17 protein-coding genes and 1 pseudogene are annotated in these 20567 nt (G+C 65.1%); 10 read left to right on the top strand and 8 right to left on the bottom strand.

Features of this window, described 5'->3' with window-relative positions:
• Positions 1 to 23 precede the first annotated feature (23 nt).
• The 4 genes from BUE39_RS34785 to BUE39_RS04055 all read left to right on the top strand — a co-directional run bounded on the left by BUE39_RS34785 (position 24) and on the right by BUE39_RS04055 (position 4942).
• Complete coding sequence (locus BUE39_RS34785; protein ID WP_159442542.1) at positions 24 to 179, top strand: hypothetical protein; 156 nt, start codon at positions 24 to 26, stop codon at positions 177 to 179.
• Positions 180 to 688: 509 nt separating this feature from the next.
• Positions 689 to 1243 carry a hypothetical protein gene (locus BUE39_RS04075; RefSeq protein WP_073427372.1) on the top strand — a complete coding sequence of 185 codons (555 nt, stop codon included), beginning with the start codon at positions 689 to 691 and terminating at the stop codon, positions 1241 to 1243.
• 519 nt (positions 1244 to 1762) lie between these two features.
• Positions 1763 to 4408: a response regulator gene (locus tag BUE39_RS04065; RefSeq protein ID WP_073427370.1), complete on the top strand. Its 2646-nt coding sequence runs from the start codon at positions 1763 to 1765 to the stop codon at positions 4406 to 4408.
• 270 nt (positions 4409 to 4678) lie between these two features.
• The gene (locus BUE39_RS04055; RefSeq protein ID WP_073427368.1) at positions 4679 to 4942 is read left to right on the top strand and encodes a hypothetical protein; all 264 of its coding nucleotides are present in this window, start codon (positions 4679 to 4681) and stop codon (positions 4940 to 4942) included.
• A 34-nt stretch (positions 4943 to 4976) separates the two neighbouring features.
• Here BUE39_RS04055 and BUE39_RS35320 read toward each other — a convergent pair.
• A pseudogene (locus BUE39_RS35320) lies at positions 4977 to 5127 on the bottom strand (ATP-binding protein); the annotation flags it as partial.
• 498 nt (positions 5128 to 5625) lie between these two features.
• On the opposite strand from BUE39_RS35320, the gene BUE39_RS04050 reads away from it, so the two are divergent.
• Both BUE39_RS04050 and BUE39_RS04045 read left to right on the top strand, forming a co-directional pair.
• Positions 5626 to 5859: a DUF2934 domain-containing protein gene (locus BUE39_RS04050; protein ID WP_073427367.1), complete on the top strand. Its 234-nt coding sequence runs from the start codon at positions 5626 to 5628 to the stop codon at positions 5857 to 5859.
• A 116-nt stretch (positions 5860 to 5975) separates the two neighbouring features.
• Positions 5976 to 6224, top strand: coding sequence for a hypothetical protein (locus BUE39_RS04045; protein WP_073427366.1), 249 nt, complete (start codon positions 5976 to 5978; stop codon positions 6222 to 6224).
• 169 nt (positions 6225 to 6393) lie between these two features.
• On the opposite strand, the gene BUE39_RS04040 is transcribed toward BUE39_RS04045, so the two are convergent.
• Entirely contained in the window at positions 6394 to 7644 is a 1251-nt protein-coding gene (locus BUE39_RS04040; RefSeq protein WP_073427365.1) for an arsenic transporter, read from the bottom strand.
• Positions 7645 to 7731: 87 nt separating this feature from the next.
• Positions 7732 to 8748 (bottom strand): sensor domain-containing diguanylate cyclase, encoded by a 1017-nt coding sequence (locus tag BUE39_RS04035; protein ID WP_073427364.1) that lies wholly within the window; start codon positions 8746 to 8748, stop codon positions 7732 to 7734.
• Between the two features lie 281 nt (positions 8749 to 9029).
• On the opposite strand from BUE39_RS04035, the gene BUE39_RS04030 reads away from it, so the two are divergent.
• From BUE39_RS04030 to dinB, 4 genes are all read left to right on the top strand, one after another.
• Positions 9030 to 9584 (top strand): cytochrome b, encoded by a 555-nt coding sequence (locus tag BUE39_RS04030; protein ID WP_073427363.1) that lies wholly within the window; start codon positions 9030 to 9032, stop codon positions 9582 to 9584.
• A 73-nt stretch (positions 9585 to 9657) separates the two neighbouring features.
• Positions 9658 to 10245, top strand: a complete 588-nt coding sequence (locus tag BUE39_RS04025; RefSeq protein WP_412534841.1) for a YceI family protein — start codon at positions 9658 to 9660, stop codon at positions 10243 to 10245.
• Positions 10246 to 10302: 57 nt separating this feature from the next.
• Entirely contained in the window at positions 10303 to 10881 is a 579-nt protein-coding gene (locus tag BUE39_RS04020) for a YceI family protein (protein WP_073427361.1), read from the top strand.
• A gap of 284 nt (positions 10882 to 11165) precedes the next feature.
• A complete protein-coding gene (gene dinB, locus BUE39_RS04015; protein WP_073427360.1) occupies positions 11166 to 12332 on the top strand; it encodes a DNA polymerase IV in 1167 nt (388 codons plus the stop codon).
• Here dinB and BUE39_RS04010 read toward each other — a convergent pair.
• From BUE39_RS04010 to BUE39_RS03990, 5 genes are all read right to left on the bottom strand, one after another.
• Positions 12299 to 13753 carry a heavy metal sensor histidine kinase gene (locus BUE39_RS04010; RefSeq protein ID WP_073427359.1) on the bottom strand — a complete coding sequence of 485 codons (1455 nt, stop codon included), beginning with the start codon at positions 13751 to 13753 and terminating at the stop codon, positions 12299 to 12301. The two genes, dinB and BUE39_RS04010, sit on opposite strands and share 34 nt — an antisense overlap.
• Positions 13750 to 14436 (bottom strand): heavy metal response regulator transcription factor, encoded by a 687-nt coding sequence (locus tag BUE39_RS04005; protein WP_073427358.1) that lies wholly within the window; start codon positions 14434 to 14436, stop codon positions 13750 to 13752. The genes BUE39_RS04010 and BUE39_RS04005 overlap by 4 nt, the downstream gene beginning before the upstream one ends.
• A 79-nt stretch (positions 14437 to 14515) precedes the next feature.
• A complete protein-coding gene (locus tag BUE39_RS04000; RefSeq protein ID WP_073427357.1) occupies positions 14516 to 16069 on the bottom strand; it encodes an efflux transporter outer membrane subunit in 1554 nt (517 codons plus the stop codon).
• The gene (locus tag BUE39_RS03995) at positions 16066 to 17289 is read right to left on the bottom strand and encodes an efflux RND transporter periplasmic adaptor subunit (protein ID WP_073427356.1); all 1224 of its coding nucleotides are present in this window, start codon (positions 17287 to 17289) and stop codon (positions 16066 to 16068) included. Before BUE39_RS03995 ends, BUE39_RS04000 begins: the two co-directional genes overlap by 4 nt.
• A 47-nt stretch (positions 17290 to 17336) precedes the next feature.
• On the bottom strand, positions 17337 to 20558 hold the full coding sequence (locus tag BUE39_RS03990; RefSeq protein ID WP_073427355.1) for an efflux RND transporter permease subunit: 3222 nt from the start codon (positions 20556 to 20558) through the stop codon (positions 17337 to 17339).
• Positions 20559 to 20567 lie beyond the last annotated feature (9 nt).

Genomic DNA, 20567 nt, shown 5'->3' with positions numbered 1-20567 from the left:
TGCCACTGTATATCGGCAATCGTATGACCAATATTTATGCCTTCACGCAAAAAAAGAACCGGCAGGTTTCGGCAACGACTGGCGAGATTGTTAAAAACGCCGCTTTGTCCGAAGTAGTCGCATGCATGCGCGGGGCGATTCAACAATTCGGTCGCGAAAGTCTTTATGCCATCGAATGAAAAAATTCAAGCCCAATCCGGCCAATAATCTTCATAGCCCTGTACGCACCAATTCCATTTCTCGGTTTTACTTTTCCCTTTGAAATTGATTCTCCATTCACTCTATAGACTATCTCAATAAAATCCCCTGTCGTGCGATAACCAAGCCAAACATAAGAGCATGACAATGAGTGAATTTCAATCTGAATTTTTTAATCGCACCGCACAATAAAAGATGCCATGCCATAGAACGTTTTTTATTACCGATACCCTCTTCCTGTCGTAAATAATTTGGAGTATTTTCGTTTCTTGTCTGCCAAGGACATCCAGTCAGGAGGTATTAAAATGATGAAGTCCCCCTGCAAGTCACCAAGGTTTTTAGGGCCGTTCTTCCGTGCGGGAAGCAATTCGAGGAATACGTCAACGAAATCGGGCGTCCGCGCTTCGCAATCAGTTGCGCGGGAGACGATCCGGGGGAATCTCGAACCCAACCGGGCGAATGGCTTTTCTCCAACGACATCGAATGCCTGATGCGCGTCTTCCTCGGCTGGGATGAACGCGGTATGCGCATGGAGTTCGGCATGCCCGCCATGCACGAGTCGGAACGAAGCGCCAGTTGGTACGTCGTGGGATTGCCGGAGCATTTCAATCGCGCGGCGGCCAATCTGAACAGCGACCTGCTCGGCGCGATGTGCAAGGCGATGGGCGCCGACGGAGCGCGCCGGGCCTTTCTCGAAGGCGTCTTCAACGACGCGCTCGCTTACGATTTCGTCTCCTTGCGCGCGAGCCGCTACGACAGCTTCATCGAGGAATGGAAAGCCGACGACGACAAGAACGCCCGGCCCGACCACTATCGGGCCGAGAAACACGTGGGCATCATCCTCAACGCGGGCGAGATCGACGTCGGCAGTCAGCCGCTGCAATACTGGGTCTATATCGGCCATACGAGCGGCGGGCTCAGTGCGCAACAACTCAGGGGTGCGGGGCTGAACTACGATGTGCTGCTCGGTCAGGCATGCGTGATCAATGGGCTCGGAGAAGTGGAGCAGATCGGCCAGATCAGGATTCCGCGCCTCGTGCATTGAATCGGCGGCGCTGGCTCACACCCTGCAATCACGTGATGCCGCTTTCCGGCGCGCTGCCTCGACGGTAGCGGCATCACGTGGCGCGTATAACGCGGCGAGTCGCATCTGCAAGCCGCCGTTCACGATCCTCGCCTCAATGCCTTTCGCCATCGAGTCCACCACCGGCAGTTGAAACGCGGCGCGTTGATCGAAGCATTCAAGGTGTCCATCGCCGTGGTGAACGGCGACGTGCAATTGAAGATGCCGTCAGCGAGTCCACGAACTCCACGAAAGCGCCGCTAAAACTCGCGACAACGTTCTTCGCACGCTCCATCGATTCAATCCTCGCCTCAACCCCCGGCGCACGGGCCGTGCGCGTCACGAGCCGGGCGTTGTGGCCTACAATTGACGCTGCCGGCAGCGTCGCGCCGGCCCGCTGCCCACGGCGGAAGATTCGCCCCGCTTCCGCTGGGAAGTCGAGCGCATGATGCGCAGCGGTGGAGCGGGCCTCTCATCGACGTGACCTCTGTGGAGCGCAGCATGCCCTTTCCGGCACAAGACCACGGTTGCCCCGGCTGGCGAGGGGAGATGGCGCAGCGCATCAGCGCATTCGACTGGGCCGCCACCGGCCTCGGCGCGATCGAACACTGGCCGCGCAGTCTGACCGCCACCGTTCAACTGCTGCTCGCCTCGCCCGTTCCGCTCGTCCTGCTGTGGGGCAAGCCGGGCTACATGATCTACAACGACGCCTACGCGGTCTTCGCGGGCGGGCGGCATCCGTATCTGCTCGGCTGTCCGGTCGAAATCGGCTGGCCCGAGGTCGCCGAGTTCAATCGTCATGTCATGAGCACCTGTCTCGCGGGCGACACGCTGTCGTATCGCGACAAGGAACTCGTGCTGCTGCGCGACGGCAACCCCGAAGACGTCTGGATGGACCTCTACTACAGCCCGGTCGCCGACGACAGCGGCGCGCCGGCCGGCGTGCTGGCGGTGGTGGTCGAAACCACCGCGCGGGTGCTCACCGAACGCTGGCGGCAACGCGCCGAGGCCGAACTGCACGAGACCAACGAGCGGCTGCAACTCGCGCTCAACACCGGCGCCGTGCTCGGCACCTGGGTGCTCGACGTGCGCACGGGCAAAGTCACCGGCGACGAACGTTTCGCGCGCACCTTTTCGTTTTCCGTCGAGGAAGCCGTGCAGGGCGTCGAACGCGGGTCCGCCACGCAGGTGATCCATCCCGACGACCAGCCGCTCAACGATCGCCTCACCATCGAGGCGATCCGCACGGGCGAGCCGTTTCGCGCCGAGTACCGGATTCGCCGGCCCGATGGCGAGTACATGTGGGTGCAGGCGAACGGCCAGTGCCAGTTCGACGAGCACGGCCAACCCACGCGTTTTCCCGGCGTGCTGATCGACGTTCACGAGCGCAAGATCGCCGAACAGTCGCTGCGTCAGTTGACGGAAACGCTCGAACAGCGCGTCGCCGATGAAGTCGCGGCGCGCGCGCTGGCCGAGGACCAGTTGCGCCAGGCGCAGAAGATGGAAGCGATCGGCAGCCTCACGGGCGGCGTCGCGCATGACTTCAACAACGTGCTGCAAGTGATCAACGGCAATCTGCAGATGCTTGCCGCCGACGCCGGCGACAATCCGGCCACGCAGCGCCGCTTGTCCGCCGCGACCGAAGCGGTGAAACGCGGCGCGAAACTGGCCGCGCATCTGCTCGCCTTCGCGCGTCGCCAGCCGCTCTCGCCTACCGTGCTGAACCCGCGCCGGCTGCTCGCCGGCATGAGCGAAATGCTGCACCGCGCGCTCGGCGAGACCATCAAGATCGAAACGGTATTGAGCGACGATCTGTGGCACGTGCAGGCCGACCGCAATCAACTGGAGAATGCGCTGCTGAATCTCGCGATCAACGCGCGCGACGCGATGCAGGCGGACGGCACGCTCACCGTGCGCGCCGCGAATCGCGTGCTGGACCCCGCGTTTTGCCGCGACAAGCCGGATCTCTCGCCGGGCGAATACGTGGTGTTCTCGGTAACCGATACAGGCGCCGGCATGTCGCCCGACGTGCTGCAACGCGTGTTCGAACCGTTCTTCACGACCAAGCCCGACGGCCACGGCACCGGCCTCGGCCTGAGCATGGTGTTCGGCTTCGTCAGACAAAGCGGCGGGCACACGGTGATCGAAAGCGAGGTGGGAAGCGGCACCACCGTCTCGCTGTTTTTCCCGCGCTGCCGCGAGCCCGAAACAGTCGAAACGGTCGATCAAACGACGGCGCCGGCCGGCGGCGGCGAAACGATTCTGGTGGTCGAGGACGATGCCGACGTGCGTCTCACCGCCGTCGAAATGCTCGCGCAACTCGGCTATAAAGTGCTGACCGCGTCGAGCGGCGACGCGGCGATCGAGTTCATCGAGAGCGACGTGCCGATCGATCTGCTGTTCACCGACGTGGTCATGCCGGGCATCGTGAAAAGCGTGGAACTGGCGCAGCGCGCCGCCGCGCGCAAGCCGCCGGTGCCGACGCTGTTCACCTCCGGCTACACGCGCGACGAAATCGTTCATCACGGCAAGCTCGACGCCGGCATCACGCTGCTGTCCAAACCCTACCGGCGCGACGACCTCGCCCGCAAGGTGCGCCACGTGTTGCGCGCGGGCGTGGCCGGCGCGGCCGCCGCGGCCAGCGTCGCGGATGGTCAGATCGCCGCCTGCGTGCCGCCCGCCGTGTACGGCTGCGGCACACAGTCCAAGGTGGAAACGCATCGGCGTGCGGTCGCGCCGGCTGGCGCCTCGACGCGCGCTGCCCGTTCCACGAGGCACACGGCTCGCGTGCTGCTGGTGGAGGACGACGCGGACTCGCGCGACGCGCTTCGCGAGCTGCTCGCCGCGCTCGGTCTCCACTGCACCGCCGTCGCGAGCGCGGAAGAAGCGCTGACGCTTCTGCCCACGCAACGTTACGAGGTGCTGTTCACCGATCTCACGCTGCCCGGCATGTCCGGCGACAACCTCGCGCGTGCCGTGCTGCGCGAGCAGCCGGAGATTCGCGTGCTGCTGGTGTCGGGGTATGGCGACAGCGCGGAGATCGGCGACACGATCCCCGGCGCGCGTCTGCTCGGCAAACCGGTCGACATCATGCAGTTGCGGCGCGAACTCGCGGAGTGGCTCGATCATACGGCGGCGGCGTCCTAGCGGTCTCGCCGATGTCGCCGCGAGGTCGCCGCGATGTCGTCTCGATGGCGCGCGGCGCGGTATAAAGTGTTAGAAGCCGGCGCGCCCTGGTATGATGCCGGTCGCGCGCCGGGACCGCCGTTCGTTCCGGCGTTGCGCTCTTGCCATTGCTGATCGCCATTGCTGATCGCCGTCGCTTTTGGCGTCGCTTTTGGCGTCGCTTTCGCCATTGCTCATTACCACCGCTTTCGCCGGACTTGCGGCCGTATCTTCCCCGTCACGAGAACCATCATGCCCGCCCAACACGACGACGCCCCCACTGCCAGCACCACGGGCAAGGCAAAGCGCAAGTCCCTCTCCATCGTGGCGCGCAATCTGCTGATGGTTGTCGTCGGCGTGCTGGTCTTCGCGGTCGTCGCGGGTGTCGTGCTGTATGGTCCGATCACCTACGGCGACCCGATCCCGAACTTCGGCATCATCCTCATGCTGACCGTGCCGGTGATCGCGGGCGTGGCTTTCCGCGTGGGCCTGGATGCGTGGCTGGACCGAAGCTGAGCGGCACGGCCAACGCGTAACCGGCGCCGCTTTCTCAAGCGGCCTGGCCGGATAACCGCGGCAACGCCACCCACATTCCAGCCCTCCGCCCGCGCGCGGATGAAACGGCAGCCGCCGCCATGCGCGCGAGCATTGCGCCCGCGCTGAAACGGCGCCTTCAGTTGCTCCGGTTCCTCTGCCGAAAGAACCACGCTGGCGAGCAACTTTTTCATGACTGACTCCCTGGATCGAGCTGTCGAGCGTCGCCTGCTTGTCCCGCGATCCGTTCGATGACAGGCCGGGTTCTTATGGATGCGCTGCCCGAAGGCCATTCCGGAATCGTGTCGCCTATGTCATGGCGCGCTGGGTGCTCTGCGGTCCCGGCGTGGCGGATGCCGCAAAAGCCGTTGCAGCAGCATAGAGCAAGCCGGCGGGCAACACGCCCGGTGGATTTCCCTTGTGCTGAAGAATGCCGCGACGCGCCAGTGGCGGGGCGCAACGGGTCAAGGCCAAATCTCGGGGGAAATCGCGGATCAACAAGGCACGTCAACCCGCGCGCGACCCGCGAACCGCGGAACGCTCCTTGCTGAATCCTCATACCGGCGGGCATGTCCACGGGTCGACCACGTCGGATATGCGCGCCCGACCGCGGGCTTACGCGCCCGCAACCCAGCAATCCAGCCAGCACCAAGGGAGCCGAAACGATGGACCAGGACCTCGAAGCACGAATCCGCACGCGGGCCTACGAGTTGTGGGAACAGGATGCGTCGCCCGAAGGCAAGGCGGACGAATACTGGGAGAAAGCGCTGCGTCAGCTGGAAGCCGAGGGACAGCTCGGCGAGAGTGCGCCGCCGCCCGTGGATCAGTCGGCCAAGCGGCGCACCGCCGATCCGCTGCCAGAGGATGCCCAGGAGGGCGGCCAGCGGGCGCGCTCGTAAGCGAGCCTGTCGATGGCCGCGCCTTCACCGTGACGGACAAGCGCGCAGCGGCGGCGTCGGCACGACGACGCACCGCTTGCCGCATTGCCCAGCCACCTCTTCTTCCGGAACGCCAGATGAGCTATCAGAACGTCGACCAGGAGATCGCCCATCTCGAACACGTATTTGGGCTTATTTCCGCGCAGGACCGCATTCCGCTGTCTTACTGGCGCAATCGCCTGCGCATGTTTGACCAGTCGTCGCTGATGCCCACGCAACGCGCCCGCGTTGCACGGCTAGAGGCGACGCTGCGCGCGATCGAGACGTCGGCGGCGCAAACCGCCCACGCCGAGCCCGTGTTGCGTACGGCGGGCACGCGCTCATGACGCATGGCGCCGCCCTCGCGCAACGCGTGGGCGGCGGTCGCTGAATCGCGGAAACGCTGAATCGCGGAAACGCTGAAACGCTGAAACGCAGAAACGCAGAAACGCAAAATCGCCGGGCTGCCCGGCGCGCGGCGCTCACCCATGAACCGCCGCGCGCCCCGCCAGCCGCTCAACCCATCAGGATGCGCGCGGCCAGCGCCAGCACGAGCGCCGGCGCCATCACCACCGCGCCCACTTTCAGAAACTTCATGAAGCTCACGTCCTCGCCTTCGCGGCGGATCGCGTTGAGCCAGAGGATCGTCGCGAGCGAGCCGGTGATCGACAGGTTCGGGCCGAGATCGACGCCGATCAGCAGCGCGTCGATCACGCGCTCGGGACTGTGCGCCTGCATCACCGTCGAACTGGCGATCAGGCCCGCCGGCAGATTGTTCATCAGATTGCTGCCGAACGCGATCGCGGCGCCGGCCCAACCGGCTGTCGTCACTTCGTTATGCAGCGCACCCTGCTGCGTGAGCGCGGCCAGCATCGCGATGACGCCGGTGTGATCGAGCATCTCGACCAGCACGAACAAGGCCGCGACGAGCGGCAGCACGCTCCACGAGATTTCGCGGATCATCGGCAGCGGCGACTTGCGCTCCTGAATCAGCACGACCAGCGCCGTCAGCGCGCCGAGGATCGCGGTGGGCAAGCCGAGCGGCACGTCGAACGCGGAGACCGTCAGCAGCACGGCGGCCGTCACCGCGATGCCCGCCAGCGCGACACGCCCGCTCGACGACAATTCGAGCGGTTCGAGATTCGTCTCGCAGATGCCGGCGAGCGCCTTGCGCTGAGTCCAGCGCAACAGCGCGTAAGTCGCGGCGATCGACAACAGCGAGGGCAGCGTGAAGCGCATCAGCCAGGCGCCGAGCGCGGGCGTGTGATTGCCGTACAGCACGATGTTGGCCGGATTCGAGATCGGCAGCACGAAGCTGGCCGCGTTGGCGATGAACGCGCAGACGAACAGCAAGGGCAGCGGATCCGTCTTCGCCTTTTTCGCGGCGGCGAACACGGCGGGGGTGAGGACGACCGCCGTGGCGTCGTTCGAAAGGAAGGCGGTGATGACCACGCCGACCAGATAGACCAGCAGGAACAGCTTACGCGGCGAGCCTTGCGCATGGTTGACCGCGAGCACGGCGACCCAGTCGAACAGCCCCTCGCGGCGGCCGACTTCCGACAGCAGCATCATGCCGAACAGGAACAGGTAGACGTCGGCGCCCTTGCCGACCGCCTCGATCGCCAGATGGGCGGGCAACAGCCCGAGCGACACCAGCAGCAGCGCGCCGGCGACGGCCCACACGGCTTCGGGCCATTTGAACGGCCGGGCGATGACGCCGGCCGTGGCGGCGGCGGCGATACCCCATGAGAGAAAAATAGCGGTCACGACACAGGTCCTGAATTCTTGTTGATCGGCGCGCGAGCGCGGCGTGGCTGCGCGGCATGACCCGCGATCCGGCCCCTGGCTTCGCCGCTACCCGGCCCGGTTCACCGCCGCGATGCAGTCGCGTCCGTTGTCCTTCGCGAGATACAACTGCGAATCCACCAGGTTGACGAAGGCAATCGGATCGGCCGCTTCAGACGGAATCATGGTTCCGACGCCGAAGCTCGCGGTGACGGTTTGCCGGAAGGGCGAGCGCTCGTGCGCGATGTCCGCGGCCGAGATCCGGTCGCGGCAGCGCTCGGCCACCTGCCGCGCGGCCTCGGCGCCGGTGTTCGGCAACACCAGCACGAACTCTTCCCCGCCGAAGCGGCCGACGAAATCCCCCGGCCGCACCGCCGCGCTCAAGACGGCGGCGATCCGCTTCAGGCACGCGTCGCCTTGCACGTGTCCGTAATAGTCGTTGTAGGACTTGAAGAAATCGACGTCGACCATGACCAGCGACAGCGGCGCGCCATGATGCTTGGCCGCGCTCCATTCGCGGTGCAGGACGGCGTCGAACTGGCGGCGGTTGCCCACGCCGGTCAGACCGTCCTGGAACGACAGCGCTTCCAGTTCCCGTTGCAACTCGGCGAGTTTCTCCTCGGTCTTCTTGCGCTCGCTGATGTCGAACATGAAGCCGACCAGCGACTCGACCTCGCCGCGCGCGTCGCGCACCACGTGCACGACGTCGCGCAACCACACGTATTCGCCCTTGCTGGTCAGCGCGCGATAGTCCGCTTCGTGATCGGTGCCCGCCTTCGATTGCGCGACGCAGAAATTCACCACCTTGTCGCGATCGTCGGGATGCATGCGCGCGGCCCAGTCCTGCACGGTCTTCCAGCTCGCGGGCGTCCAGCCCAGCAAGGCTTCGATCTGCGGACCGATATAGGCGAACTGCATCGTCGCCCAATCGATCTTCCACGGAATCGCCTTGGTCGATTCGAGCAAGGTCCGGTAGACCGCCGCATCGTGTTCCAGATAGCCTTCCACGGCAGCCGTGGCCGGCGCCGTGTCGTGCTGCAGAAAGTCCGGGCCTGGCGCGGCGCTGTTTTCGTCGGTGCTGTTCATGGCTTGAAAGTCCTCATGGGGGCTGTCGTGGTGCTTGTGCTTGTGCGGCGCCTGACGTGGCGCGCTGATGGCACGCTGGTGTCACGCGGGTGTCATTTAGCCGGCAAATTAACACAGTGCCCGGTCGCCCCCGCCGGTTCCGGGCCGCCGCACCGCTCGATTCATCCGTATTAGCGTCACGGCTACAACGATCTGTTCCCTTCCGCCCGCCTATTCAGTTTTCGTTGAGATCCCTACTATCCGCATTCACTCGCGACCGTTACGACCATGAGCATCAACGAATGAAATCGCTTTCCTCCGATCCCGTCCGTTACAACGGACCCGCCGTTGCGTTGCACTGGCTGATCGCGGTATGGATCGTCTGCGGCTTTTATCTCGGCTGGATCATGACCGATATCCCCGGCTTCACGCCCGCCAAGCTGAAGTACTTCTCCTGGCACAAGTGGATCGGCGTGACCGTCTTCATGCTCGCCGTCGCCCGCGTGCTGTGGCGCGCCACGCATCGCGCGCCGGCGCTCGACAGCGCCACGCCCGCCTGGCAGAAGGCCGCGGCCCATCTCGTGCACGGCGTGCTCTACCTGCTGATGCTGGCGATTCCGCTCTCCGGCTACTTCTACAGTTCCGCCGCCGGCATTCAGGTGGTGTACCTCGGCATCGTGCCGCTGCCCACCTTCATCGGCCCGGACCAGGCGCTGAAGGCAACGCTGCGCACGGTGCATGTGCTGCTCAATTACACGTTGCTCGCGCTCGTCGCCATGCATGTTCTCGCGGCGCTCAAGCATCAGTTCGTCGATCGCGACGGCTTGCTCGCCCGCATGATTCCGTTTATCAGGTAACAGGCGATTGGCCACGGCCTGTTGGCAATTTAATTCCCGACGGTGTGCAATCAACGCACGCGGGTTCGATAGGATGCGTACCACCATGAAAACCAACTTCTCTCGCCCATTCTTGCGCCCGGCAGTCGCGGTCATCGCCGGCCTTTCCCTTTTCGGCGCGAGCCTCGCGCATGCCGATGTCGACACCAGCAAAAGCAGCGTGATTGCAACGACGAAGCAGATGAACGTGCCGGTCGACGGCAAGTTCAGGAAGTTCTCCGCGCAACTGAATTTCGATCCGGCCAAGCCGACCGCCGGCAGCGCCAACGTGTCGATCGACACCGGCAGCTACGACCTCGGCGCCGACGACTACAACAAGCAGGCCCAAGGCAAGGAATGGTTCGACAGCGCCGCCTATCCGGCCGCGACCTTCGTTTCCAGCGCCATCGCGCCGGCCGGCGGCAACCAGTACAAGATCACCGGCAAGCTCACCATCAAGGGCAAGTCGCAAACCGTGGTGGTGCCGGTCACCATCGCGAGCCAGGGCGCCACGCAGACCTTCGACGGCGCGTTGCCGATCAGGCGCACGCAGTTCGACGTGGGCACCGGCGAATGGAAAGACACGTCGGTGGTCGCGGACGAAGTCGTCATCAAGTTTCACATCGTCGCCTCGAAGAAGTAATTCCAACCCGAATCAAACCCGAAGCATCGCCGTACTTCCCGAAATCTGGAGAACAACTTGAAGAAACAATTTTTGCTCGCCGCGGGCGCGCTCGCCGCAGCCATGTCGTTCAACGCAATGGCTATCGACACGTATCAGCTCGACCCGACGCACACCTACCCGAGCTTCGAAACCGATCACTTCGGCGGCGTGTCGACCTGGCGCGGCAAGTTCACGAAAAGCAGCGGCACCGTGGTGCTGGACCGCGCGGCGAAGACCGGCACGGTGAACGTGACGATCGACATGAGCTCGGCGGACATCGGCAACGACAAGCTCGACGCGGAACTGGCCACCGACAAATTCTTCGACGCCGCGAAGTATCCGACCGCCACCTACAAGGGCACCCAGGTCCGCTTCGACGGCGACAAGCCGGTGGAAGTGATCGGCACGCTGACGATGCACGGCATCACGAAGCCGGTGAATCTGAAGATCGAATCGTTCAAGTGCTTCGTGAACCCGATGCTCAAGCGTGAAGTGTGCGGCACCGAAGCGGCCGCGACGTTCAATCGCGACGATTTCGGCGTCGACTTCGGCAAGGCGTACGGCTTCAAGATGCAGACCGCGCTGCATATCCAGGCCGAAGGCATCAAGCAGTAAGCGTCACGGCAAGCCCTTGCGGCTTGCGTAAAACGGTAGCGGCGGCGGTGGCGGATCGCCCGCGCGCGGCACCTTGCCCAGGCGGAGCAAGGTACTATTACGGCTTGGCATCCGGCGCGCCGCGCGTTCATTGCGCGGCGCGTATCCAGACGCCCGACGCGGCAAGCCACTTCACAGGCAGCACGGCAAGCGCATCGAATCAAACCGGGCCTGCCGCCGTTGCCGTCGTTTCTTGCCGTCTCTTGCCGTCATCCCTTGCCGTCATTCGTTTCCGCCATCCATCCATGAGTTCTGCAAGCCGCCGCATCGCGCACCTGGACATGGACGCGTTCTACGCGTCCGTCGAACTCCTGCGCTATCCGGAACTGCGCGGCAAGGCGGTGGTGATCGGCGGCGGCCGCAACGGCGCGCCGCAAACACTCGAGGACGGCAGCCGGCGCTTCGCGAAGCTGCGCGATTACGCGGGCCGCGGCGTCGTCACCACCTCCACTTACGAAGCCCGCGCGCTCGGCGTGTTCTCCGCGATGGGCATGATGAAGGCCGCCGTGCTCGCGCCCGACGCGGTTCTGCTGCCCACCGACTTCGACTCGTATCGGCACTACTCGCGCCTCTTCAAGTCGGCGGTCGCCACGTTTACCGATCGGATCGAGGACCGCGGCATCGACGAAATCTATATCGATCTGACCGAGGTGCCGGGCGAGCCGCGCGAGATCGCCGCGCGCATCAAGCAGGCGGTCAATCAGGCGACCGGCCTCACCTGCTCCATTTGCGTGGCGCCGAACAAGCTGCTCGCGAAAATCGGCTCGGAACTCGACAAGCCGGACGGCCTCACGATTCTCACGCCGGCGGACGTGCCGTTGCGCGTGTGGCCGTTGCCGGTGCGCAAGGTCAACGGCATCGGGCCGAAGGCGGCGGAAAAGCTGACGGCGCTCGGTCTCGCGACGGTCGGCGATCTGGCGGCGGCGGACGCGGGATTGCTGCAGGACCACTTCGGGCGCAGTTACTCCGCGTGGCTGATGCAGATCGCGCAAGGCCACGACGAGCGGCCGGTGGTGGTGGAATCGGAGCCCAAGTCGATCAGCCGCGAAACGACCTTCGAGCGCGATCTGCATCCGCGTCATGACCGGCCGGCGCTCTCCAGTTCGTTTACCGGCCTGTGCGTGCGGGTCGCGGAAGACCTCGTGCGCAAGGGCTACGTGGGCCGGACGATCGGCATCAAGCTGCGCTACGACGACTTCCGCACGGTCACGCGCGATCTGACGCTGGACGAACCGACCGCCGACGCCGCCGAGATACGCCGCGCGGCCACCGAATGTCTGCGGCGCGTAGAGTTGAACCGCAAGCTGCGGCTCCTGGGCGTGCGCGTGAGCGCGTTGACGCCGGCCAACGCGCAACCGGTCAGGCAGCGCCGTCCGGTTCAGGCCGACTTGCCCTTTACCAGCGACGAATAAGCGGCCGCCTCGGAAGGCACGCCGGCATTCGCGCGCGCCGCCGGCGGCTCCGTTTCCCTGCGCGCGGCGGCGACCGAGAACGCGAACGTATTGAGGCCGCCCGCGCTGTGCGCCGACACGGTGCCGCGATGCATCTCCGCAATCGCCTTCACGATCGCAAGACCGAGCCCGTGGTTTTCGCGGCTGTTCGTGCGCGAGACTTCCGCGCGATAGAAGCGGTCGAACAGATGCTCCAGCACGGCCGGCGCGATCGGCTCGCCGGGGTTCGCCACCGCCACGCGCACGTGGTCCTCTTCACGCGCGATCGTCACGCTGATCGCATCGCCCGGCGCGCAGTGCTGGATCGCGTTCATCAACAGATTCGCGCAGGCGCGGCCGAACAGCGAGCGGTTCACGCGCGCCATCGCGTCGCCGTGCAATTGCGCATGCACGCGCGCCTCTTCGAGCGGAATCTCCAGGAACTCCAGCGTATGCGCGACTTCCGCGGCGAGCGACACTTCCACGAGACCCGTCGCGCGCTCGCCCTGATCGGCGCGGGCGAGAAACAGCATGTCGTTGATGATCGCGCGCATGCGCTCGTATTCCTCCAGATTCGATTGCAGCGTATGGCGCAGATCTTCCACGGAACGATTGCGCGTCAACGCCACTTCGGTCTGACCGATCAGGATCGTGACCGGCGTGCGCAGTTCATGGGCCACGTCCGCGTTGAACGATTCGAGGCGCCCATAGGCGCCGTCGAGGCGTTCCAGCGCGCCGTTGAACGAGTTGGCGAGATCGCTCAGTTCGAGCGGCAGCGACGCGGTGTTCAGCCGCTGCGAGCGGTTGTTCGGGCTCACGGCGGACGCGTCCCGCGTCAGACGCCTGAGCGGCGCGAGGCCGAGCCGCGTCACCGAGTAACTGAGCAGCAGCACGGCGAGACTGCCCAGCGCCGACAGCGCCGCGAGCGCCGCGCCGAAGGCGCGCATCGTGCGGTCGTTGGGAGAACAACTGGCGGCCACCTGCAATTGCACGGGCGGACGCGCGGCATTGGCCGGAATCGCCAGCGTGGCGATGAGCATGTCGTCGCCGCCGCCGGCGGGGGACACGCGCGCGTAGCCCTCGGGCCAGCTTTTCACCACCGTGCCCGCGACCGGCGTGCCGTAGTGGAAATACGGATCGGCGCTCGACACCGCATACATCGTGCTGCGGTCGTGCGGCATCATGTTGGTGAGCTTTTCACGGGTCATGCGCCACTTTTCCGGCGTCACCGCGTGGTACACCATGAGGCGCGCGACCTGGGCGCGGTCGTCGAGCGACTCGCGCAGGTGGTGTTCGAGCTGCGTGCGCAACACCAGAAACAGGCCCGTGCCGACCAGCGTGAACACCGAGAGCGCGACGAGCGCGAACATCAGCGCGAGGCGGCGGGCGATCGAACGGTTCATGACGGCTCCGCCTCTTCGCGCACTTCGAGCACGTAGCCCATGCCCCGCACGGTGTGCAGCAGCTTCGACGGAAACGGTCCGTCGAGCTTGGCGCGCAAGCGTTTGATCGCGGTTTCGACCACGTTCGTATGGCTGTCGAAATTGACGTCCCACACGAGTTCGGTAATCGCCGTCTTGGAGAGAATGTCGCCTTGGCGGCGGGCCAGCACGCTGAGCAGTTGAAACTCTTTCGCGGTCAGGTCGAGACGCACGCCGTCGCGGGTCGCGCGCCGGCCGATCAGATCGACGAACAGATCGCCGATGGCGATCATCGTCGACTCCTGCGAACGCGTGCGGCGCGCGAGCGCATGCAGCCGCTCGACCAGTTCGAGGAAGGAAAACGGTTTGGTGAGGTAGTCGTCGGCGCCTTCGCGCAGGCCGCGCACGCGGTCGTTCACGTGATCGCGCGCGGTAAGCATGATGACCGGCGTGGACTTGCGCATGCGCAGCGCCTTCAGCACGCTGAAACCGTCGCGCTTGGGCAGCATCACGTCGAGCACGATCACGTCGTAATCGAATTCGGTGGCCAGATGCATGCCTTCCTCGCCGTCGAGCGCGACGTCGACGACCCAGCCCTGCTCCGTCAAGCCGGAGCGCAGGTAGTCCACCACCTTGTGCTCGTCTTCAACGATCAGCAATTTCATGCGCGTCCCCTTGTGTCGGCATTATACGAAACGCTTTCGCCACGCTCTTGCGTGTCCTGCTGCGTCATGGCCGGGCGGCTCATCGCGCGGGAGCCAGCGCCTGCTTCGAATCCGCCTGCTTCGAATCCTGTTGCTTCGAATCCTGTCGCGTCGCGTCCTTCGGCGATGACAGGCCCGCCACGTCCGCGCCGGCGTCCCAGCCGCCGCCCAGCGCCTTCACCAGCGACACCGCCAGCGTCATCTGCTGGCCGCGAATCTGCACGTCCTGGCGCTCGCTGTTGAGCAGCGATTGCTGCGCGGTGATCACGTCCAGATAGGCGACGAGGCCGCCCGAATAACGGTCGTTGGCGAGCGCCAGCAGATGCTGCGCGTCGGCCACCGCCGCGTGTGACTCCTTCGCCGCGCCGTCGAGCACCGAGAGTCCGGTGATGCCGTCCTGCACCTGCTGGAATGCGTTGAGCACGGTCTGCCGGTAGGTCGCCTGGGTGGCCTTGTAGCCTTCGCTCGCAAACTGAACGTTGGCCGCGCGCCGGCCGCCGTCGAACAGCACCTGGCCGGCCGCCGCGCCGAGCGTCCACATCAGCGTGGGCGCGCTCAGCAGGCTCGCGAACTGCGTGCTTTCCCAGCCGATGCTGGGCGTGAGCGTCAAGCTCGGAAAAAACGCCGCCTTGGCGACGCCGATCTGCGCATTCGCCGCCGCCATTGCGCGCTCGGCGGACGCCACGTCGGGACGGCGTTGCAGGACGTCGCTGGGCACGCCGAGCGCGATCGCCGGCAGCTTCGCGTCGAGCGCCCTGGGTGCGATCGCGAACTGCGGCGCGGGCACGCCGACCAGCGCGGCGATCGCATGCTCGAACTGCGCGCGCTGGTTCAGCAGCAGTTGCGCCTGCACGCGGGTCGAATCGAGCAGCGACTTCTGCTGCAACACGTCGAGGCCCGACACCGCGCCCAGATCGTGCTGCGATGTCACGTAATCGAGCGCCTTCTGCTGGAGCGTCACCGACTGATTCAGCACGTCGATCTCGGCGTCGAGTTCGCGCAGCGAGAAATAGCTGGTGGCGAGGTCGGTGGTGAGCACGAGGCGCGCGTTGGCGAGGTCGTCCGCCGATTGCTGCGCGGACGCCGCCGCGCCTTCCACTTGCCGCCGTATCCGGCCGAACAGATCGGTGTCGTAGTTGATCGACGGACCGAGCTGCAGATTGTTCTGCACCGTCGACATCGTCGGCGTGGCGTAATTGGTCTGTGGACGGCTGCGCGAAATCCTGAAACGCGACGCCGATGCATTCAAATCCACTTCGGGCGTCTGCTGCGCGCGGGTAGTCGCGAGCGTCGCCTTGGCCTGCTCGTAGTGCGCGCTGGCGGCGGCGAGCGTCTGATTCTGCGCGAGCGCCTGGGTTTCCAGCGTGTCGAGCGTGGTATCGCCGAACGCCTGCCACCAGTCCGGCGAAATCGGCGCGTGCGAGGGCACCCCCACGCGCCAGTACGAATCGGTTTGCCAGGCGGGCGGCACGTCGGCTTGCGGCCGCTGATAGTCCGGCCCGACCGTGCAGGCGGCGAGCCACGCGGCGCTCGCGGTGACGGCGAGCGCCGCCAGGGTGCGGGAGAGAGTGTGGCAAACGAACGCCCGCCTCACGACGCCCCCTCGCCGTCCTTGCCCGGCTGCGCGATCTGCACGTGATCGCCGTCGGCGATCGAATCGCTCGGGTTGATGATGACCTTGTCGCCCGCCTCGATCCCGCTTTCGATTTCCAACGACTGCCCGAGGTCGCGCGCGATCACGATCTTGCGCAACTGCACGTTGCCCTTCGCATCCACCACCGCAAGCCGCGGACCTTCCGCGCGAAACAGCAGCGTGTTGCCCGGCACCATCAATTGCGCATGCGCGACGGTCGGCACGGCGACCTGCACATACGCGCCGGGGCGCAGCGTGTCGTCGGGATTGGGCAGCGTCACTTCCACCTGTAGCGAGCGGGTGGGCACGTCGATCGCGCCGGACATGTGCGTGATCGTGCCGTGAAACTGCTGGCCCGGCAGTTCCGCCTGCGTGACCACCACGTTCTGTCCGATCGAAACGTTTTGCGCATACGCCTGCGGCAATTGCACATACACGCGCAGCGGGTCCGACTGCGCGAGCGCGAAGAGCGCGCGGCTCGTGCCGCTGCCCGCGTCGATCAGATCGCCGACGTCGACGTTGCGCTGCGTGACCACGCCCGCGAACGGCGCGACGATGCGCTTGAACGATTCGAGCTGGCGCAAGCGCTGCACGTTCGCATCCGCGGCGGCGAGGTTGGCGAGACCTTGCGTGTAGGTGCTTTGCCGTTCGTCGAGTTCCTGTTGCGAGACCGCATCGCGTTGACGCAATTGCTGCCAGCGTTCCAGCGAGCTTTTGGCGAGGCCGAGGCTCGCGCTGGTTTGCTGGCGCTGCGCCAATGCCTGCGCGAGTTCCTGATCGATTTCGGGCGTGTCCAGATCGGCGAGCAATTGCCCCTGCTTCACGCGCGCGCCGATATCGACGTACCAGTGCAGCAGATAACCGGTGGCGCGCGCGTAGATCGGCGATTCGACGCTGCCGCGCAAGGTGCCGGGCAACAAGGTGTGGCCGCCGCCGTCGGCCCGCGTCGGGCTCACCACGTGCACGTACTGCACCGCGTTCTGCTTCGTCGTTTCGGCGATCGAGCGGCTTTCCATTACGTTTGCGATCACGGTGCGCAGCGCGCCCACGGCGAGCAGCGCCAGCACGATCCACAGCGTGATTTTGGCGCGCTTCCATTCGCGATGGCGCGGCGGCAACGCGTGGCCGTCTTCGGTCTCGCGCGCGGGAATCGCCAGCGATGCATGAGTTTTTTCGGTCATTTGAGTCAGCTATCTGGTTCAGCCGTCGTTAAGCCTGTCGTTAAACGCTACGCGTGCTTGCCGGCGCCGCCGTGCTCCGGCGCGGGGCCGCCGTCGTTGCCGTTATCTTCATGGCCCGCGCCGTCGCCGCGATGGCGCCGCGCGAGGCGCGTATGAATGCCCGCGAACACCAGCGGCACGAAAAACAGCGTGGACACCGTGGCGAACAGCAAGCCGCCGATCACCGAACGGCCGAGCGGCGCATTCTGCTCGGCGCCTTCGCCCAGACCGAGCGCCATCGGAATCATGCCGATGATCATCGCGAACGCGGTCATCAGCACCGGCCTGATCCGGCTTGCACCGGCTTCGAGCGCGGCGGTGAGCGGCGGCGCGCCGGCCGAGAGCCGCTGGCGCGCGAACGACACCATCAGAATGCTGTTGGCGGTGGCGACGCCCATCGTCATGATCGCGCCGGTCAGCGCGGGCACGCTCAAATGGGTGCCCGTGAGAAACAGCATCCACACGATGCCCGCCAGCGCCGCGGGCAACGCGCTGACGATGATCAGCGGATCGACCCACGACTGGAAATTCACCACGATCAGCAGATACACCAGCACGATCGCCATCGCCACGCCGAGCCCGAGACCGAGGAACGAACTGCGCATGGTCTGCACCTGGCCGCGCACCGTAATCTGACTGCCGCGCGGCAGTTGCGCGCGCGCGTCGTTCACGAGCTTGTCGACCTGATCCGCGACGCTGCCGAGATCGCGCTTGTCCACGCTCACGTACAGGTCGATCACCGGCCTGATGTTGTAGTGCGAGACGATCGCGAACTGGTTCTGCGGCGAGACCCGCACCAGATTGCCGAGCAGTTGCGTCGGACCGGTCGCCGAGCCGGACACCGGCGTGCGCAACAACTCGTCGATGGACGAGATCCGATACTGCGGCGTTTGCACCGCGACGTTGTACTCGACACCATTGCTGTTGTTGTACCAGAACCCCGGCGAAGTCTGCGAACTGCCCGACAGCGAAATCAGCACGTTCTGCGCGACGTTCGCCGCGCTCAGATTGAGCTGCTGCAAGCGGGTGCGATCCATTTGCAGATTGAGCGCCGGTGCGTCGAGTTTCTGCTGAATGTGCGTGTCGACGGTGCCCGGAATCATGCGCACCTGTTTCAGCAGCTTGCGCGCGACCTCGAAGTTGCCCTGCTGGTCCGCGCCGGCAATCTGCACGTCCACCGCGGCGGGCAGGCCGAAGTTGAGAATCTGCGTGACGATGTCGGCGGGCTGAAAGAAGAACTCGACGCCCGGAAAACGCTGCGGCAGGATCGCGCGCAATCGCTCGATGTAGGTTTGCGTCGGCTCGTGGCCGGCCTTCAAAGCCACCTGAATCTCGCCGTCGAGCGTGCCGATCGTGCCCGCGTTGCTGTACGAGAGATTGATGCCGCTATACGGCAAGCCGAGGTTGTCGAGGATCGTGCCGAGTTGTTTCGCCGGCACGACTTCGCGGATCACCTTTTCGACTTCGTCCGCGAGGCGCGCGGTTTCCTCGATGCGCGTGCCGGTCGGCGCGCGCATGTGCAGGCGGATGTTGCCCGCGTCGACGCTCGGAAAAAAGTCTTCGCCGAGCACGAAAACGAGGCTCATCGAGAGCACGCAGAAACCGAGGAACAGGCTGCCGAAGCGCGCGCGGCGCACCAGCAGGCTGCTGAGAATCACGATGTAGGCGGCCCGCATGCGCTCGAAGCCGCGATCGAACCGATGATGGAGGCGCATGAACAGATTCGGCGCGGCGCCGGCGCCGGGCTTGTGCGCGTGGCCCATCAGCAGCAACGCCAGGGTCGGCACCAGCGTGCGCGACAGAACGTAGGAGGCGAGCATCGCGAACACCACGGCTTCCGCGAGCGGCACGAACAGGTAACGCGCGACGCCGGTCAGAAAGAACATCGGCACGAACACGATGCAGATGCACAGCGTCGAGACGAGCGCGGGAATCGCGATTTCGCCGGCGCCTTCGAGAATCGCATCGTGCAGATTCGTGCCCATATGCAGATGCCGTTCGATGTTTTCGATCGTCACCGTGGCGTCGTCGACGAGAATCCCGACCGCCAGCGCGAGGCCGCCGAGCGTCATGATGTTGATGGTTTCCCCGAGCGCATGCAGCGCGATCAGCGAGGACAGAATCGACAGCGGAATCGAGATCGCGATGATGCAGGTGCTGCGCCAGTTGCCGAGAAACAGCAGGATCATCGCGGCGGTGAGCGCCGCGGCCACCAGCGCCTCGTGCATCACGCCCTGCACCGCCGCCTTCACGAAGATCGACTGATCGAACAGGGCGGTGATGTTCAGGTCGGGCGGCAGCGCCGCGCGCGCGGCCGGCAGCAAGCGATGCAGCGTATCGACGATCGACAGCGTCGACGCGTTGCCGTTCTTCAGCACCGAGATCAGCACGCCGCGGCGGCCGTCCTGCCGCACGACATTGGTTTGCGGCGAAAAACCGTCGCGCACGTGCGCGACTTCGCGCAGATAGGTCGTCGCGCCATTCACCGTGCGCACCGGAATGTCGTTGAGACCGTCCAGCGTGGCGGGCGAACCGTTCATGTTGATCGTGTATTCCTTCGGCCCGATCTTCGCCGTGCCGGTCGGCAGAATCAGGTTTTGCGCGTTGAACGCGCTCACCACGTCGGAGGGCGTCAGCCCCTTGGCGAGCAACGCGCGCGTGTCGAGATCGACTGAAATCAGGCGCGACTTGCCGCCGTAGGGATACGGCACGGCCGCGCCCGGAATCGTCACGAGTTGCGGGCGCAGGAAATTCAGCGCGGTGTCGTTGAGCGCCTGCTCGGACAGCTTCGGGCTCGACAAGCCGAGTTGAATCACCGGAATGCTGGAAGCGGAGTAGCTGATCACCAGCGGCGGCGTCGCGCCCGGCGGCATCTGCTTGAGTTGCGCCTGTTCGACGGCCACGGTCTGCGCGATCGCGGTCTGGATGTTCGCGTTCGGCTGCAAAAACACCTTCAGGATCGTGATGCCCGCGAGCGATTGCGATTCGATGTGTTCGATGTCGTTGACCGTGGTGGTCAAGCTACGCTCGTTGACCGACGCGATCCGATGGGCCATGTCTTCCGCCGACAAGCCGTTGTAAGTCCAGATGATGCTGACCACCGGAATGTTGATTTCCGGCAGCACGTCGACCGGCGTGGTGAACAGCACGAACGGCGTCGCCAGCACGATCATGATGGCCATCACGATGAACGTGTACGGCCGCTTAAGCGCAACGTTGACGATCCACATGAAACGCGC

The sequence above is a fragment of the Paraburkholderia terricola genome, from assembly GCF_900142195.1.
In the GTDB taxonomy this organism is placed as follows: domain Bacteria; phylum Pseudomonadota; class Gammaproteobacteria; order Burkholderiales; family Burkholderiaceae; genus Paraburkholderia; species Paraburkholderia terricola.
This window is presented reverse-complemented; position numbering and strand designations above follow the sequence as displayed.

Bases quoted from the DNA above. Each gene is read 5' to 3' on its own strand.
- BUE39_RS34785 (WP_159442542.1), top strand. From the start codon at position 24: ATGACCAATATTTATGCCTTCACGCAAAAAAAGAACCGGCAGGTTTCG.
- BUE39_RS04075 (WP_073427372.1), top strand. From the start codon at position 689: ATGCGCGTCTTCCTCGGCTGGGATGAACGCGGTATGCGCATGGAGTTC.
- BUE39_RS04065 (WP_073427370.1), top strand. From the start codon at position 1,763: ATGCCCTTTCCGGCACAAGACCACGGTTGCCCCGGCTGGCGAGGGGAG.
- BUE39_RS04055 (WP_073427368.1), top strand. From the start codon at position 4,679: ATGCCCGCCCAACACGACGACGCCCCCACTGCCAGCACCACGGGCAAG.
- BUE39_RS04050 (WP_073427367.1), top strand. From the start codon at position 5,626: ATGGACCAGGACCTCGAAGCACGAATCCGCACGCGGGCCTACGAGTTG.
- BUE39_RS04045 (WP_073427366.1), top strand. From the start codon at position 5,976: ATGAGCTATCAGAACGTCGACCAGGAGATCGCCCATCTCGAACACGTA.
- BUE39_RS04035 (WP_073427364.1), bottom strand. From the start codon at position 8,748: ATGAACAGCACCGACGAAAACAGCGCCGCGCCAGGCCCGGACTTTCTG.
- BUE39_RS04030 (WP_073427363.1), top strand. From the start codon at position 9,030: ATGAAATCGCTTTCCTCCGATCCCGTCCGTTACAACGGACCCGCCGTT.
- BUE39_RS04025 (WP_412534841.1), top strand. From the start codon at position 9,658: ATGCGTACCACCATGAAAACCAACTTCTCTCGCCCATTCTTGCGCCCG.
- dinB (WP_073427360.1), top strand. From the start codon at position 11,166: ATGAGTTCTGCAAGCCGCCGCATCGCGCACCTGGACATGGACGCGTTC.
- BUE39_RS04010 (WP_073427359.1), bottom strand. From the start codon at position 13,753: ATGAACCGTTCGATCGCCCGCCGCCTCGCGCTGATGTTCGCGCTCGTC.
- BUE39_RS04005 (WP_073427358.1), bottom strand. From the start codon at position 14,436: ATGAAATTGCTGATCGTTGAAGACGAGCACAAGGTGGTGGACTACCTG.
- BUE39_RS03995 (WP_073427356.1), bottom strand. From the start codon at position 17,289: ATGACCGAAAAAACTCATGCATCGCTGGCGATTCCCGCGCGCGAGACC.
- BUE39_RS03990 (WP_073427355.1), bottom strand. From the start codon at position 20,558: ATGTGGATCGTCAACGTTGCGCTTAAGCGGCCGTACACGTTCATCGTG.